General features: G+C 67.4%; 11 protein-coding genes. 5 read left to right on the top strand and 6 right to left on the bottom strand.

Annotated elements, in window-relative coordinates:
* Window positions 1–171: 171 nt before the first annotated feature.
* Entirely contained in the window at window positions 172–597 is a 426-nt protein-coding gene (locus AC6CH2_RS05840) for an organic hydroperoxide resistance protein (protein ID WP_498268368.1), read from the bottom strand.
* 143 nt (window positions 598–740) lie between these two features.
* Complete coding sequence (locus tag AC6CH2_RS05845) at window positions 741–1,208, bottom strand: MarR family winged helix-turn-helix transcriptional regulator (protein WP_498268369.1); 468 nt, start codon at window positions 1,206–1,208, stop codon at window positions 741–743.
* Between the two features lie 307 nt (window positions 1,209–1,515).
* Between AC6CH2_RS05845 and AC6CH2_RS05850 the strand changes: the two genes are divergently transcribed.
* Window positions 1,516–2,607 carry a serine hydrolase domain-containing protein gene (locus AC6CH2_RS05850; RefSeq protein ID WP_498268370.1) on the top strand — a complete coding sequence of 364 codons (1,092 nt, stop codon included), beginning with the start codon at window positions 1,516–1,518 and terminating at the stop codon, window positions 2,605–2,607.
* 129 nt (window positions 2,608–2,736) lie between these two features.
* Here the strand turns inward: AC6CH2_RS05850 and AC6CH2_RS05855 are convergent, their stop codons facing one another.
* Genes AC6CH2_RS05855 through AC6CH2_RS05870 form a run of 4 tightly spaced genes read right to left on the bottom strand, consistent with a single transcriptional unit; the run spans window position 2,737 to window position 9,651 of the window.
* Window positions 2,737–3,522 (bottom strand): M15 family metallopeptidase, encoded by a 786-nt coding sequence (locus AC6CH2_RS05855; protein ID WP_498268371.1) that lies wholly within the window; start codon window positions 3,520–3,522, stop codon window positions 2,737–2,739.
* Complete coding sequence (locus tag AC6CH2_RS05860) at window positions 3,443–5,065, bottom strand: serine hydrolase (RefSeq protein ID WP_498268372.1); 1,623 nt, start codon at window positions 5,063–5,065, stop codon at window positions 3,443–3,445. Before AC6CH2_RS05860 ends, AC6CH2_RS05855 begins: the two co-directional genes overlap by 80 nt.
* A gap of 59 nt (window positions 5,066–5,124) precedes the next feature.
* The gene (locus tag AC6CH2_RS05865; RefSeq protein WP_498268373.1) at window positions 5,125–8,094 is read right to left on the bottom strand and encodes a TonB-dependent receptor; all 2,970 of its coding nucleotides are present in this window, start codon (window positions 8,092–8,094) and stop codon (window positions 5,125–5,127) included.
* Between the two features lie 42 nt (window positions 8,095–8,136).
* Window positions 8,137–9,651: a transglutaminase-like domain-containing protein gene (locus AC6CH2_RS05870; RefSeq protein WP_498268374.1), complete on the bottom strand. Its 1,515-nt coding sequence runs from the start codon at window positions 9,649–9,651 to the stop codon at window positions 8,137–8,139.
* Between the two features lie 229 nt (window positions 9,652–9,880).
* On the opposite strand from AC6CH2_RS05870, the gene AC6CH2_RS05875 reads away from it, so the two are divergent.
* From AC6CH2_RS05875 to AC6CH2_RS05890, 4 genes are all read left to right on the top strand, one after another.
* Window positions 9,881–11,329 (top strand): SH3 domain-containing protein, encoded by a 1,449-nt coding sequence (locus AC6CH2_RS05875; RefSeq protein WP_498268375.1) that lies wholly within the window; start codon window positions 9,881–9,883, stop codon window positions 11,327–11,329.
* Between the two features lie 148 nt (window positions 11,330–11,477).
* On the top strand, window positions 11,478–12,575 hold the full coding sequence (locus AC6CH2_RS05880) for a dipeptide epimerase (RefSeq protein ID WP_435396034.1): 1,098 nt from the start codon (window positions 11,478–11,480) through the stop codon (window positions 12,573–12,575).
* 49 nt (window positions 12,576–12,624) lie between these two features.
* On the top strand, window positions 12,625–13,473 hold the full coding sequence (locus tag AC6CH2_RS05885) for a MurR/RpiR family transcriptional regulator (protein WP_435396035.1): 849 nt from the start codon (window positions 12,625–12,627) through the stop codon (window positions 13,471–13,473).
* 152 nt (window positions 13,474–13,625) lie between these two features.
* Window positions 13,626–14,354, top strand: coding sequence for a L,D-transpeptidase family protein (locus tag AC6CH2_RS05890; protein ID WP_498268376.1), 729 nt, complete (start codon window positions 13,626–13,628; stop codon window positions 14,352–14,354).
* Window positions 14,355–14,952 lie beyond the last annotated feature (598 nt).

Raw genomic sequence — 14,952 nt, forward strand, 5'->3', positions numbered from 1 at the left:
TCAGACAGATGTATGTAGCTCACCGAAACTCACCGTGGCAGGCGCACGGATGGATGCGTCGTCATCGAGGCAAGCCGACGACGAAAGCGGCCCGACTGCGCGCAGCCGGGCCGTTGTCGTCGCTGGGGGGTACCGGACGCATCGCGGCCGGCACGGGATCGCCGTGATCGGTCAGACCAGGGTCAAGGTCACGTCGATGTTGCCGCGGGTGGCGTTGGAGTACGGGCAGACCACATGGGCCTTGTCGACCAGCGCCTGCGCCTGTTCGCGCGGCAGGCCCGGCAGTGAAATCTTCAGCTCGACTTCGATGCCGAAGCCGGTCGGGATCTGGCCGATGCCGACGCTGCCGTCGATCGCTGCGTCGGCGGGCAGCGCGATCTTCTCGCTCCCGGCGACGAACTTCAGCGCGCCCATGAAGCAGGCCGAGTAACCGGCGGCGAACAGTTGCTCCGGGTTGGTGCCGTCGCCGCCGGCACCGCCGAGTTCGCGCGGCGTGGTCAGCTTGGCGTCTAGCGCATTGTCGGAGGAGACGGCGCGGCCGTCGCGGCCGCCGGTGACGTGAGCGTGGGCGGTGTAGAGGACTTTTTCGATCGACATGATGGAACTCCGGTGGGGGTTGGGTGGGCGGCGGCGGGCGGCAGGCCCGCCTGGAACATGTGGACAACTACGGATTTCTTACTGTTTGCGGGTGCGGGCGATGCGGCTGGCTTGCGCGTCCGCATCGTTCGACCCGGTATCGCTCAGCTGTTTCTGATCAGACTCTCGCGCAGGCTTTCGAGTTGTTGCTTGATCAGCGCCAGTTGCTCGTAGGAGCATCCCTCGACCGCGCACGACACTCCTTGCGGAACGCTCTGGGCCTTGGTTTTCAGCGCGCGCCCGGCCCTGCTCAGTTCGATGATGACCTGTCGCTCGTCGCTGGCGGCGCGAGTGCGCGTGACCAGGCCGGCGGCTTCGAGCCGCTTGAGCAACGGCGTCAAGGTGGCCGAATCGAGGAACAGGCGTTCGCCGATCTCCGACACCGTCAGCTCGTCGCGCTCCCACAGCACCATCATCACCAGGTACTGCGGATAAGTCAGGCCGAGCTGGCCGAGCAGTTTGCGATAGACCTTGTTGAGCGCGAGGCTGGTCGAATACAGGGCGAAGCACAGCTGCTCGTCGAGCAGCAGGCTCGGCTGCGGCGGTCTGGCGCGGGCGGTGGGCTTCTTCATGTCCGTCAATTTACATAGCGCGCTATTTAATAGCAAGCATTGATAGGTACCGTATCGGGTCTGGACTGTTCCGGTGGCGGGGTGAATCCTGCGCGGTGCGCGCCTGGCAGGGCTACAGCGCCCTCACGCGTCATCCTCGGAGGCGAAGATCCAGAGACATAGCCGTGCCCCAATAAGCCCTGGGCGTTCGGCTCCGCCGAATAAGCGGAGCCCGCCTTGGCGGGAACGGCGGCAGGATGTTAGTAACGCAGTCTTGCATCGCGACAAGACACTTCCCGCCGCGCACGCCCTGTCGCACTATCGGCCGATGCGAACGATCACCCTGACCCTGGGGCTGTCCGCCCTGCTCGCCGGTTGCGCCGGCGCACCGTCGGTCTCCGACCGTGACCTCGCCCGGTCCGAACGCGTCGACGCCTTGATGCGCGACTACACGGGCGACGGCCCCGGCGCCTCCCTGCTGGTCTTGCGCGACGGCCGGCCGGTGGTGCGGCGCGGCTACGGGCGTGCGGTGGTCGAGGACGGCACTGCGGCGACGCCTCAAACCAACTACCGCCTGGCCTCGGTCAGCAAGCAGTTCACCGCCGCCGCAGTGCTGCTGCTCGCCGAAGACGGCAAGCTCGGGCTCGACGATCCGATCAAGCGTTGGCTGCCCTCCTTGCCGAAGGCCGCCGATGCGATCACGATCCGCCAGCTCCTCAGCCATACCTCGGGCCTGATCGACTACGAGGACGTCATGCCGCCGGAGTTCGACGACCGCGACCGGCAGATGCACGATCGCGACGTGCTGCGCGTCCTCGAAGGCCAGGACCGCACTTACTTCGCCCCCGGCCAGGCCTATCGCTACAGCAACAGCGGTTATGCCCTGCTCGCCCTGACGGTCGAAAAGTCCTCTGGGCGAAGCTTCGCCGGTTTCCTGCGCGAGCGCATCTTCCTGCCGCTGGGCATGCGCGACACCGTCGCCTACGAACGCGGCGTGTCCGAGGTCGCACACCGCGCCTATGGCTACAGTTTCGAGTCAGGCCGCTGGACCCGCACCGACCAGAGCCCGACCAGCGCCGTGCTCGGCGACGGCGGCATCTATTCGTCCATCGACGACCTGGCCCGCTGGGATGCGGCCTGGTACGACGATCGTTTGCTCAGCGACGCATCGCGGCACCTGGCCTTCAGCGCGCACATCCCGACCGACCTGGCCGAGGTCGCCTACGGCTACGGCTGGCGCATCACCGGCGAGACCGTGTGGCACTCCGGCGAGAGCATCGGCTTTCGCAACGTGATCGTGCGCTACCCGCAGCGGCGCCTGAGCGTCGTGCTGTTGAGCAATCGCAACGACCCCGAGCCGTATCGATTGGCGCTGCGGATCGCCGAACTGTATCTGCCGGATGCGAAGCCCGATCGCTGAGGACATCGTCGGTCGAGGTTGCGCGATGGCCTTCGTCGTGGCCCTCTCCCGATTGTGGAAGGTGGACAGAAGCCGTCGGCTCACCTCGCCTCGTCCCGTAAACAGCAGAGACCCAGCAGCTCGTCCCCCTCACTTCACCGGAAAGTCGAACGCCGTCTGCGGCGTCGGCTCCGGCTTATAGGTGTAATGCCACCACTCCAGCGGATAGTTCTCGAAACCCTCGCGGCGCATCGCCTCGCGCAGCCGTTCGCGGTTCGATCGCTGCCGCGCATCGACGTTCGGCGAGGCGGTGTTCGCAGTCTCGTCGAAGAAGTCGAACGGCGTGCCCATGTCCATCGGTTCGAAGCGGTCGTCGCGCAGCTCCAGCAACGTCAGGTCCAAGGTGGCGCCGCGGCTGTGGCCCGAGGTCGGCGAGATGTAGTCGCCGAGCAGCACGCGCTTGTCGAGGTTCGGGTAGTACTGCGGCTTGCTGCGCTGGTCGTCGAGGTCGCCGGCCCAGGCGACGAAGTCCCGGACCGCGCGCACCGGCCGGTAGCAGTCGTAGATCCGCAGCCTCAAGCCCTGCGGCCGCAGGCTGCGTTCGACCCGGGCCAGGGCCTGGGCGACGGGTTCGTGCAGATAGCAGCCCGGCGCCTGGTAGCCCTCGACCGGACGGCCGATGAAGTTGTCGCGGCCGGCGTAACGGATGTCCAGCGATATGTCCGGGACCAGCGAGCGGATCTCGACCATGCCCGCGGCGGCGGCATCGGTCGCCGGCGACAGCTGCGGGGCGACACCGTGCGGTTTCGGCGCGGGCCCGGCGGCGCAGGCGCTCAACGCCAGGACGAGGGCCAACTCAAGGGCGGCTCTCGCCCCCGGGGCAATCGCCGACCCGCACGAACGCCAGGTCTTCATAGTCGTAGCTGAAATCGGCATCGGGATCGACCTTGGCCAGTGTCAGGGTGACGGCGCCGTCGGCCGCAGCCGCGAAGTCGAGCCAGGCCTCGGCGTCAACTTCGTCCGCGCTCCAGTCGACCAGCAGGCGCTTGCCGACGCTCATGATCTTACCCGCGAGCAAGGGCGACTTGCGGGCGGCGAACTCGACCTGCCCGTCGCGCGCACAGACCGTAGCCTCGCCGAACCACGGGTCGCGATACAGACCCAGGCGACCGCGCAGCGCGGCAGGCGCTATCGCCGTGCGCTTCGAGGTGTCCGGCGCGCGCTTCGCCGCCGGCGCCTGCGCTTCGCGCTCCAGCGCATCGGCGTAAAAGGCGACCGAATGCGTCCGGGCCGGCGCGGTGTAGCGCTCGCTCAGGACCTGATCGAGTACGCTGCGCGCCTCGCCGGCCTCGCCGTTGATCAGTACCACGAAGCCGCTGCGGCGCTCGGGCAGCATCGTCACCAGCGAGTACATGCCCATCAGGGTGCCGGTGTGCGAGACCTTCAGCAAGCCATCGGCGTCGCTGAGCCGCCAGCCGTAACCGTAGGCGGCGAAATGTGTGCGGCTCCATTCGCGCTGCCGCTTCGACACCGTCATCGCCATCTGCGGCCGCCACACCGCCTCGCGTTGCGCGGGCGACAGCCACGACCGGCCCTCGCTCTGCCCGCGCTCGGGGTCGAGCCAGGCCCCGATCCAGGCGGTCATGTCGCGCAGGCTGCAGCGCACGCCGCCGGCCGGGTCCATCGTGGTCGCCGCGATCTGCGCGCCGTCGCGGCGCACCACGACGTTGCGGCCGTCGCGCCGCACGTGCGGCTGGGCGACATCGCCGAGCGCGTCGCGGCTCCAGGCGCCGACTCGGCAGCGCGACAGGCCCAGCGGCGCGAACACTTCGCGCTGCAGCAAGGTTTCGTACGGCGCGCCGCCGGCCGCGGCGGCGACTTCGCCAGCGACGATGTAGAGCAGGTTGTCGTAGTCGTAGCGAGAACGGAAGCTGTGCAGCGGCTTGAGATAGCGCAGCCCGTGCAGGATGTCGGCGCGGGTGAAATCGTTCGGCTCCGGCCACAGCATCAGGTCGCCGGCGCCGGCGCGCAGGCCGCTGTTGTGGATCAGCAGGTCGCGCACCTGCATCTCGCGGGTGACCCAGTCCTCGTGCATGCGGAAGTCCGGCAGATGCCGGGTGACCGGGTCGTCCCAGCGCAGCTTGCCGGCGTCGACCAGGCGGGCCAGCAAGGCAGTGGTCATCGACTTGGTGTTCGAGGCGATCTTGAACACCGTATCCGGCGTGATCGGCGCGCCCTCGCCGGCGACCCGTTCGCCGGCGGTGCGCTGATAGGTCACCACACCGTCTTCGACGACGCCGATCGCCAGCCCCGGCAAGCGATAGCGCGCCATCGCGTCGTCGAAGATGCGGTCCAGCGCGCGCCGTTCCGGCTCAGAGGCATCCGGTCTATCGACGCCTTCCGCCGCGGCGCCGGTCGACGGCGCCGCGAGCGAAGCGAGAATAAAAATCAGGGCCGGCCAACGGGGTCTGTGTCGCATCGGGCGGCCCTGCGGGAAAGAATGGCGGCCCCGTCCCCGGGCCGCCAAGGGGTGGCGCATCAAAAATCCACGGACACGGTCAGCTGGGCGTAGCGCGGGCTCTGGTAGCCGGTGCCATAGCGGTAGAACTCGTTCGGCACGCCGATGCCTGTCTCGAACTCGTCGTCGACTTCGAGCTTGCGCTGATTGTTGAGCAGGTTGTACACCGCCAGCTTGACCCGCAGGTCGGCTTCGCCGATCGAACGCTGGTAGGTCAGGCTGGCGCCGATGTCGAAGGTCCACGGCAGATGCCCGCCGGAGCCGCGCCGGCGCAGTTCGTACACGCGCTGCGAGGCGTCCGCGGTGCAGTTGGACACGCAGACGTAGAAGCTGTGGTAGCTGGTGTCGTCGAACGGATTGCCCTTGCCGAAGGCGTTGATCGGCCGGCCCGACTGCGCGTTCAAGGTCGCGCCGACCGACCAATGATCGTCGAACGCGTAGGCGCCGCGCAGCTTGATCTGGTGGCGGCGGTCGTTCGGCAGGGGGCCGTTGCCGTTCAAGTTCACGAACGGGTCGTCGAAGGACTCGGTGCGCCCGGTATTGTCGAAACCGAAGTCCGAGTTCGACGGTCCTTCCGCATTGCCCTCGCTCTTGGACCAGGTATAGGAGGCGTTGAACGCCCACTTGTCGTCCCAGGCGCGGTCGATCATGAACTCCAGCGCGCGGTAGGTGCGCTTGGGCTTGACCCAGCCGCGTTCGCCGACGTAGTTGCCGTCGTCGTCGTACAAGGCCCAGCCGGCGCGCGAGGTGTCGATGGTGACGAACCCGTCGTTGGTGCCGTCGCAGTTGGTGTCGGTGTAGAGGGTCACGTCCTTGCCGGGGTTGGCCATGACGTAGCCGATGCTGCCGGGCTCGCCACCGCACAGGATGCCGTTGGAGGTGATCTCCATGTCGTCGATGGCGTTGTGCAGGCGACGGTAGATGCCGCGCACGCCCCACGACCAGGTGTCGTCGATCATCGACTGGAAGCCGAGGATGGCCTCGTCCTGGTAGACCGGGTCGATATCGGCGTCGACCTCGCTGCGCAGGTCGCCGACGGTGCCGTCGCCCTGGCTGTTGTCGACCGCGCCGATCTGCGTGCCCAGGATCGGGCGGTAGTAGGTCGAGCCGTTGTACTGGAACGGCTCCAGGCCGTTGAACACGTAGAAAGTGCGCTCGTCGAGGAAGGCGCCGGCCTGCTTGACGTTGATCTGGTTGACGATCGGCAGGAAGTAGCGGCCGACGTTGCCGAACACCTTGGAGCGGCCGTCGCCCTTGAAGTCCCAGGAGAAGCCCAGGCGCGGCGCGACCATGTCGTCGATCTTGATGTAGGTGTCGCCCTCGCCGTTCTTGTTGTCGAAGCCCTCGATGCGCACGCCGGCGTTGAGCATGAAGTCCGGGGTGATCTGCCAGTTGTCTTCGAGGTAGTAGGCCGAATTGATCGACTCGAAGTTGCCGCGCACTTCCTGCTGGCGCGCGCGCACGTAGGCGGTGACGCCGGCCGGCACGACGCCGCCGTTCTCCAGGGTGGTGCCCGGGCGGGTCGGGTAGATCTGGAAGAACTTGCGCGACGGCCCCGGGTAGAAGCTCTCGTTGTCGGAGGTGTTGACCTCGCGGTCCAGGCCGAAGCGCAGCAGGTGGTTGCCGAGCTGCCACTCGAAGTCCAGCCGCGCCGCCTCGCGCTTGTCCAGGCCGACCTCGATCTGCGCCGAGGACACGCAGCCGATCTGCGGCAGGCCGGCGACGCGGCGGTCCTGCACCGCATCGCAGGCGATGTCGTTGAGACTGCTCTGAATGCGGTCGCGCTTGTTCTCGCCGTACAGGGCCTTCATCGAGAAGTTCTCGGTGAGGTAACCGGTGTAGGTCAGCGCCCAATTGGTGCCGCCGGCCTCGTTGAACTGGGTGTTGGAGCGGTTGCCGCGCTGGCCGGCGTCGAAGTCGTACAGATAGTTGTCGGTGGTGGTCTCGTTCTTATCCGAGAAAGCCAGGAATTCGAGCAGGTGCTTGTCGCTGATCTGCCAGTCGAGCTTGGCGCCCCAGAAGCCCTTGTCGGACTTGCCCTTGAAGAAGGTGCTGCCGGCGTCGTTGGTGCTCTCCGGCTGGTAGTCGCGGAACTCGTACATCGCATAGAAGAACAGCTTGTCCCTGACGATCGGGCCGGAGGCGTGGACGTTGAGATTGGTCCGGTCGTACTGGTCCTTGCTGGCGATGCGGAACGGGTTGCCGTCGGCGTCGTAGTGGTTCTTGCCCTTGGACTGCAGCGAGGCCGGCTCCCATACCAGCTCGGCGCCGTAGTGGAACTCGTTGGTGCCCGACTGGGTGACCGCGTTGATCACGCCGCCGGTGGTGCGGCCGTACTCGACCGAGTAGCCGCCGGTCTTGACCTGGAACTCCTTGAAGAAGCCGAACGGCACCGAGGAGAAGCCGACCCGCTTGTAGAAGTCGGTGACGTTGAGGCCGTTGATGTAGACCGCGTTTTCCGACACCGACGAGCCGCCGAACGAGGCGCCGCCGTACTGCCCCTGGATCACGCCGGGCGCGAGCAGGGCCACCGACTGCGCATCGCGGCCGACCGGCACGCGTTCGAGTTCGGCCTTAGTAACGTTGGTCGCCGACTCGGTCGAACGCACGTCGACCGGCGAGATCACCCGCGAGCCGATCACCTGCACCGCCCCGAGATTGGTCGCGTCGCCGAGATTGATGTTGGCCTCGTTGCCCAGGCTCACCACCACCTCGATCGGCTCGCCGACCGCGGCGCCGTCCTTGCTGGCCTGCAGTTGATAGGTGCCGATCGGCAGGAACGGGAAGCGGTAGTTGCCGCTCTCGTCGGCCTTCACGGTGCGGGTGAAGCCGGTCTCGGTGCTGCGCACCGTGACCTCGGCGCCGGCGGTCGCCCGCCCGGCGAGCGAGCCGTCGGTGTTGGCCGCCAGCGCCGGCTGCAGCGCCATCGAAGCAAGGCAGATCCCCATCGCCATGCACAGCCCGGACTTACGCAAGGTCTTGCCGTTCATACCGCACTTCCTCCCCAGAATGATGGACGCCGCTCCGCCGGCTCAGGCCTTGGCGGGCAGCACGTGTGCCTCGTAGTCGTAGTCCCATTGGTCGAAGTAAAGATTTCCCCCTTCCCACTCGACCTCGCCCCGTTGCGAATCCACGGTGTCGGAGCGTTCGTGCGTCTTGGCCGGAACGAAGTCGCGGCCGTAGTCGTCGTTGTACGCGATGCGATAGGCATCGAAGCCGCCGAAATAGAAGTCGGCGAGTTGCGCGTCGGACGAATCGAAGCGGCCGGTCGTGACATCGACCGGCATCCAGCCGTAGGGCGCCAGATACATCCAGGCCCAGTCGTGCATGTTGGTGTATCCGTCGTCGCCGTAGACCCAGCCCGATTGCCAACGCGCGGGAATGCCGTTGAGGCGCAGCAGGGTCATCAACAGCAGGGTCTGCTGGCCGCAGTCGGCGTGGCCGGCGTGCAGAGCGTAGTCGCTGATGTTGGAAATCGTCGAGTACTCGCGCGCACCGGCCCACGGGATGCGGTCGACCGCGGCGTACAGCTTCCTGGCGATGCGATAGGGATTGGTGTCCTCGCCCACTACCTCGCGCGAGAACTTGCGCAGCGCCTCGGTATAGACCATGTGCGGCGCGCGTTCGCCCAGATGCGGCCGGGTGTCCTGGTTCAGCGGCGCCGGCACCACCTGGTCCGGGTCGATCGCGCGGTACTGGCCGTAAACGGTCAGCTCGTACTGCACCTCGAACCTTGTCGGCCGGCCGGCTTGCGCGGTTTGTTCCAGATAGACCGTGCGCTGCGGGGCCGACTCCGGCGCAATGCGATGGCGCGCCGGGGTGCTGGCCAGATAACGGATGCCTTCCTGCTGGCGCGGCAGGGCGCGCGGGTACGGCAGCCACGCGCGCACGGTCTTGCCGGCCGGCACCGCATCGGCGTCGACGGTCAGCGACTGGGTGACCCTCACGCGCCGCGGCGCGACATGACCGAGCCCGCTGGCGAGGGCGGCGTCGCGCACTTCGGCGTGATGGGCGTTGAGCACTTCCATCGGCCCATGGCTCAACGGCCTGGCGCCTGGCTTGCGCCGCGCCAGCGCTTGCGCGCTGAGCCGGAACAGGTTCGACGGCGCGCGCTGGAAGTAGCGCTTGTCGCCGTCGATGATCAGGTATTCGAGCAGGCCGGCGCGGTCCCAGGCGGCGAACTCGTCGGCGCGCAGGTCGGGGATCTGTTCGCGCAGCCTGGCCTGGGCCTGGGCTTCGTCGAGGGTGAAGTCCAGGCGGATGCGGCGCATGCGTTCGCGCTCGAACTCCACCGCCTGGCGCTGCGGTGCGGTCAACCCGGGACGGGCCAGGGCCTCGTCGATGCGGGCGCGGGCGCCTTCGAAACGACCGCTGTCGACCAGGGCCACGATGGCGGCGAGGCGTTCGCCGGCATCGTCCGCGGGCGCAATCTCGGCCCAGGCCGGTGCGGCCACGGCCAGCGCCGCGGCCAGCACGGCCGCCCGCCAACTCCTGGCGAACGAGACGATGGCCCTCGCGCGGGGAGCGATAAACAGCAGGTCGTTCACGGGATCCATACCTGGTGTCACCCACGCGGGGGCCATCGATTCATGGCTGTGTAACATGAAGGGCGTACCTGGTCAATAAATTATTCTCTATCTATTTTTTGTAGGAAGTATGTATTCTGCGGACCGACCCGACGTCGCGCGTTCGTCGAAGCCGGGTGGGTGCCGGACGACCGGCATCGGGCCTGTGACGGCGCGCGGGATCGGCCCAGCGCGCCCGGAGCTTGAAGCGATGCCTGACGACATTCGCCACCCGCAGCCTTCCCGCCGCCGCGCCGCGCTGTTGCTCGCGGCCTGGCTCGCCGCCGCGCCATGGGGCACGGCGCCGGCGCTCGCACGCGAGGCGCCGCGTGCGCCGGCCGCCGAGGCGAACGCAACCGGCGTCATAGGGATCGAGGAGGGGCAATTGAACGCGGACTACTGGATACGCCAGCAGGCCCGGCCCGACGCGACGATACTCGACCGCGCCGCGATCGCCGCGCAGAACCGGCGCCTGCACCGGCTCGACCCGTCGGTGCACGATATCGAACATCTGCCGGCGAAACTGCGCCGTGCGCAGGTCCACGCATGGATCGCACCGCTGTCGCAGGCGCGCGAGGAAACCCTGTACGACGAACGCGGCGAGACGGTGCCTGCGCAGACCCTGCAGCAGCTCGGCGAGGCCCTGGCCCTCGATGCGATCCCGGACGAGCAGGACACCCGCTACGGAATGGTGGTGCGCCGCGCCGACCTGCGCACCTTCCCGACCCGCTTGCGCGTGTTCACCTCGCGCGGCGACACCGACATCGACCGCTACCAGGAGAGCGCGCTGTTCCCGGGCACGCCGGTGGCGATCGTGCACGAGAGCCGCGACCGCAAGTACTGGTTCGTGGTCAGCGAGCTGTACGCGGCCTGGGTCGAGAAAGAGCGCATCGCCGAGGGCGAGGCCAAGCCGATCTTCGCCTACACCCGCAAGACCCCCTACCTGGTGGTGACCGGCGCGAGCGCACGCACCGTACACACGCCCGAACAGCCCGGCGTGTCCGACGTGCAGTTGGAGATGGGCGTGCGCGTGCCGCTGCTCGCCGACTGGCCGGCCGAGCGCCCGGTCAACGGCCAACACCATTACGCCTCGCATGTGATCGAGCTGCCGTATCGCGACGAAGCCGGACGGCTGCGGTTTTCCCCGGCGCTGCTGCCGCGCATCGCCGATGTTTCGGCGGACTATCTGCCGCTGACCCAGGCCAACCTGGTTCGCCAGGGCTTCAAGTTCCTCGGCGAACGCTACGGCTGGGGCCACTCCTACAACACTCGCGACTGCAGCGGCTTCGTGTCCGAGATCTACCGCAGCTTCGGCGTGCAGTTGCCGCGCAATACCCGCGACCAGGCGGTCAGCCCGGCTTACAACCGCATCGAACTGGCCGAGGATCTCGGCCACGAGGAACGCCTGAAGATCGTCAAGACCCTGGAGGTCGGCGACCTGATCTACATCCCCGGCCACGTGATGATGGTGGTCGGCCACGAGGACGGCTGGCCCTACGTGATCCACGACACCACCGGCATCACCTTCCGCGACCGCACCGGCGAGCTGGCGCGCGTGCACCTCAACGGCGTCTCGGTGACGCCGTTGGTGCCGCTGCTGTTCAACCGCGAGCAGCCGACCGTGGACCGGATCACCAGCATTCAACGTATACGTCCATGAGCCGGCCCGCTTCCGGCGGAGAGCCCTGCTCTCCCCCGTCCGGGCCGACGGCTTCACATCGCCGTCGACACCTTTCGAAGTAGCGTCGCCGGGCGCCGCCTCTCCCAACCACCGAACACGCCGAACGAACCCAGACCCTACCGACCACATGAAGATCACCGACATCCGATTCGGCATGCTGCGGGTACCCCTCAAGACTCCGTTCAAGACCGCACTGCGCACGGTCGACGTGGTCGAGGACATCGTCGTCACCGTCCACACCGACACCGGCCACGTCGGCTACGGCGAAGCGCCGGCGACGGCGGTGATCACCGGCGACACCCACGGCTCGATCGTCGAGGCGATCCGCAAGTTCATCTCGCCGCGCCTGATCGGCGAGGAGATCGCCAACCTCAACCGCATCACCGGCCTGATCCAGGGCGCGCTGGAGAAGAATTCCAGCGCCAAGGCCGCGGTCGAGATCGCGGTCTACGACCTGTGGGGCCAGCTTTACGGCGCCCCGCTGTACAAGATGCTCGGCGGCGGCGACCCGGTCATCACCACCGACATCACCATCAGCGTCGACTACATCGAGAAGATGGTCGCCGACTCGATCGCCGCGGTCGACCGCGGCTTCGAGTCGTTGAAGATCAAGGTCGGCAAGGACATCGGCGTCGACATCGAGCGGGTCAAGGCGATCTACGCCGCGGTCGAGGGCCGCGCCCTGCTGCGCCTGGACGCCAACCAGGGCTGGACCGCCAAGCAGGCGGTCTACGCCCTGCAGACCCTCGAAGACGCCGGCGTGCGCCTGGAACTGGTCGAGCAGCCGGTCAAGGCGCAGGACCTGGACGGCATGAAATACGTCACCGATCGGGTCCACACCCCGATCATGGCCGACGAGAGCGTGTTCGGCCCGGCCGAAGTCATCGACCTGATCCGGATGCGCGCGGCCGACATCATCAACATCAAGCTGATGAAGACCGGCGGCCTGTCCAAGGCCATCCAGATCGCCGACATCGCCGCCATGTACGGGGTCGAATGCATGATCGGCTGCATGATCGAGACCAGCATCAGCGTCGCCGCCGCGGTCCACCTGGCGGTGGCCAAGTCGAATGTGATCACCAAGGTGGATCTGGACGGTCCCTCGCTGTGCGCGTTCAATCCGGTCGACGGGGGAGTTATCTTCAACGAATCGGAGATCACGGTGACCGACGCGCCGGGCCTGGGCATCCGCGAGATCCGCGGCCTGGAACCGCTCGACGTCTGAGCCGCTCCGGTTTCGCCACAGGATTAGCCGTACAGGACTGGACCCGCCGATGTCGCCCTTGCTCAAGATCCGCTCCGAACGCGACCAGATGTCGGCGATCGAACGCCGGATCGCCGATTACTTGCTCGAGAACGCGCACCTGCTGCGCGACTATTCCTCGCAGCAGCTGGCCAACGCGCTCGGCATCAGCCAGTCCAGCGTGGTCAAGTTCAGCCAGAAGCTCGGTTTCAAGGGCTATCCGGACCTGAAGTACTCGATCGGCGAGGCGGTCGCGCGCGGCGACGGCCACGACGACGCTCACGCGGTCGAGTCGGTCCATGCCGACCCGCACGCGGCCCTGGCCGAGCGCCTGTGGCACGGCAAGGCCCGCGCCGAGGAGGAAACCCGGCTGATCAACCCGGCCGAGCGCATCGACGCGATCGCCGAGCTGGTCCAGGACGCGCGCCGGGTATTCATCATCGGCCTGGGCGAGGACGGCATCCCGGCCCGCGCCCTGGCGATGAAGCTGGCGATGATCGGCATCCTCAGCGTCCACCATTTCGACCCGGTGCTGATGACCGCGAGCACCGCCACCGCAAACCAGAACGACCTGCTGCTGGTGTTCTCCGAACTGGGCAAGCAGACCGCGCTGTGCCACCTGGCGCGCACCTTCGGCGAAGCCGGCGGCAAGGTCGTCTCGGTGACCCGCCACACCCCCAACCCGCTGCGCGCCCACGCCGATTTCTCCCTACTGGTGTCGGCCCACGACGAGCGCGCCCATGTCGAGCCGCTGCTGTACCAGTCGGCGCTGCAGCACCTGCTCGACCTGATCTTCATCCTGCTGTGCGAACGCGGCCAGGGCCGGCTCAGCCAGCTCGACAGCAACGCCGAGCGCATCCAGGACATGCTCGACACCTGATGCCGCGCGATGCGCTGCGAGGAATGCCCATGCTCCGGTCCTTCGGTTTGCCTTCGCCCGTGTGCGAATCCCCAGCCAGGCCCAGGGCCGGGCTCGAGTCCGCTTCGGGGCCGCGCTGGTTCGCCGGCCTCATCGCCGCGGGACTGGCCCTGATGCTCGCTGGCTGCGCCTCGACCGGCAGCGACCGCTACGGCGGCGAAACCAGTCAGGCCAGGCAATTGGTGGTCGTGACCACGGCCGGCTGGGATGCCGACCAGGGCCGCCTGCAGCGCTTCGAGCGTGATGGCCAACAGTGGCGCCCGGTCGGCGACCCAGCCGAAGTGACGATCGGCCGCGCCGGTTCGGCTTGGGGTCTCGGCCTGCATCCGGCGCAGCAGGACGGCCCGATCAAGCGCGAAGGCGACGGCCGCGCCCCGGCCGGCCTGTTCCGCATCGGCACCGCCTTCGGCTACGCCGACCGGGTCGCGACCGCCCTGCCCTACAGCGCGATGACCGTGTCGGACTACTGCATCGATGTCGCCGACTCGCCCTTGTACAACCGCATCGTCGATGCCAGGACCGTCGGCGAGGCCGCCGTTGCCGGCTCCACCGAACCGATGCGCCGCGATCTCCACGCCGGCGGCGACCAACGCTACCGCCAGGGTTTCGTGATCGAACACAACCCCGAGCGCATTGCCGGCGCCGGCAGCTGCATCTTCGCCCACCTGTGGAAAGCCCCCGGCGAAGCCACCGCCGGCTGCACCGCCATGGACGACGGCGAGATGCACCGCCTGCTCGCCTGGCTGAAGCCCGAAGCGCAGCCGGTGTTCGTCCTGCTGCCGCAGGCGCAATACGCGCGGCATTGGCGTGGGTGGGGGTTGCCTGAGCCGGCGGGGCGTTGAGCGCAACGCCGCCGGATCGTCACTGCACGGTCGCGGCTAGCAAGCTGCACCTTAGTACGGGAGTGACGCCGCCATTCCTGCGCGGTCGCGGCTCACGCCGCTCCTACGAAGGTTGCGCCTGAATCCCGGGGGGCAGCGTCGCCATCCTGTAGGAGCGACGTGAGTCGCGACCACGGGACGCGCAGAGATAACGTGGCTTTTGTCATATCATCGAAGCGGCGTGCTTTCGCCAGGGCAGGAGCGGCGCAAGCCGCGACCGCAACCTCCCGATCTCGCACGTATGCCTGCCGCAGCCTGGCCAGGGGTAGGAGCGGCGCAAGCCGCGACATCGCTGCGACGGTCTCGCGGCGCTTCTCTCGTTCAATAGATCAAGATCAAATCCAAAGCTTCCGCCACTAAAGCGGCGGGTTACTTTCTTTTGTCAAAAGCAACAAAAGAAAGGTAACCAAAGAAAAATGCTTTGTTTTGAATCACAGGCCCGCGCGAGCGGTGCTTCCGCAGGGATTTTTCATACGGGACATCCCTGTCCCGATGAAAAACGGCGCGCATCCCTGCGCGCCGCCCTCCGGGTTTTCCGTTGCCTTCGCAAATGCGATAC

The organism is Lysobacter sp. GQ73 (assembly GCF_059758755.1).

Bases quoted from the DNA above. Each gene is read 5' to 3' on its own strand.
- AC6CH2_RS05840 (WP_498268368.1), bottom strand. From the start codon at position 597: ATGTCGATCGAAAAAGTCCTCTACACCGCCCACGCTCACGTCACCGGC.
- AC6CH2_RS05845 (WP_498268369.1), bottom strand. From the start codon at position 1,208: ATGAAGAAGCCCACCGCCCGCGCCAGACCGCCGCAGCCGAGCCTGCTG.
- AC6CH2_RS05850 (WP_498268370.1), top strand. From the start codon at position 1,516: ATGCGAACGATCACCCTGACCCTGGGGCTGTCCGCCCTGCTCGCCGGT.
- AC6CH2_RS05855 (WP_498268371.1), bottom strand. From the start codon at position 3,522: ATGCCGATTTCAGCTACGACTATGAAGACCTGGCGTTCGTGCGGGTCG.
- AC6CH2_RS05860 (WP_498268372.1), bottom strand. From the start codon at position 5,065: ATGCGACACAGACCCCGTTGGCCGGCCCTGATTTTTATTCTCGCTTCG.
- AC6CH2_RS05865 (WP_498268373.1), bottom strand. From the start codon at position 8,094: ATGAACGGCAAGACCTTGCGTAAGTCCGGGCTGTGCATGGCGATGGGG.
- AC6CH2_RS05875 (WP_498268375.1), top strand. From the start codon at position 9,881: ATGCCTGACGACATTCGCCACCCGCAGCCTTCCCGCCGCCGCGCCGCG.
- AC6CH2_RS05880 (WP_435396034.1), top strand. From the start codon at position 11,478: ATGAAGATCACCGACATCCGATTCGGCATGCTGCGGGTACCCCTCAAG.
- AC6CH2_RS05885 (WP_435396035.1), top strand. From the start codon at position 12,625: ATGTCGCCCTTGCTCAAGATCCGCTCCGAACGCGACCAGATGTCGGCG.
- AC6CH2_RS05890 (WP_498268376.1), top strand. From the start codon at position 13,626: ATGCTCGCTGGCTGCGCCTCGACCGGCAGCGACCGCTACGGCGGCGAA.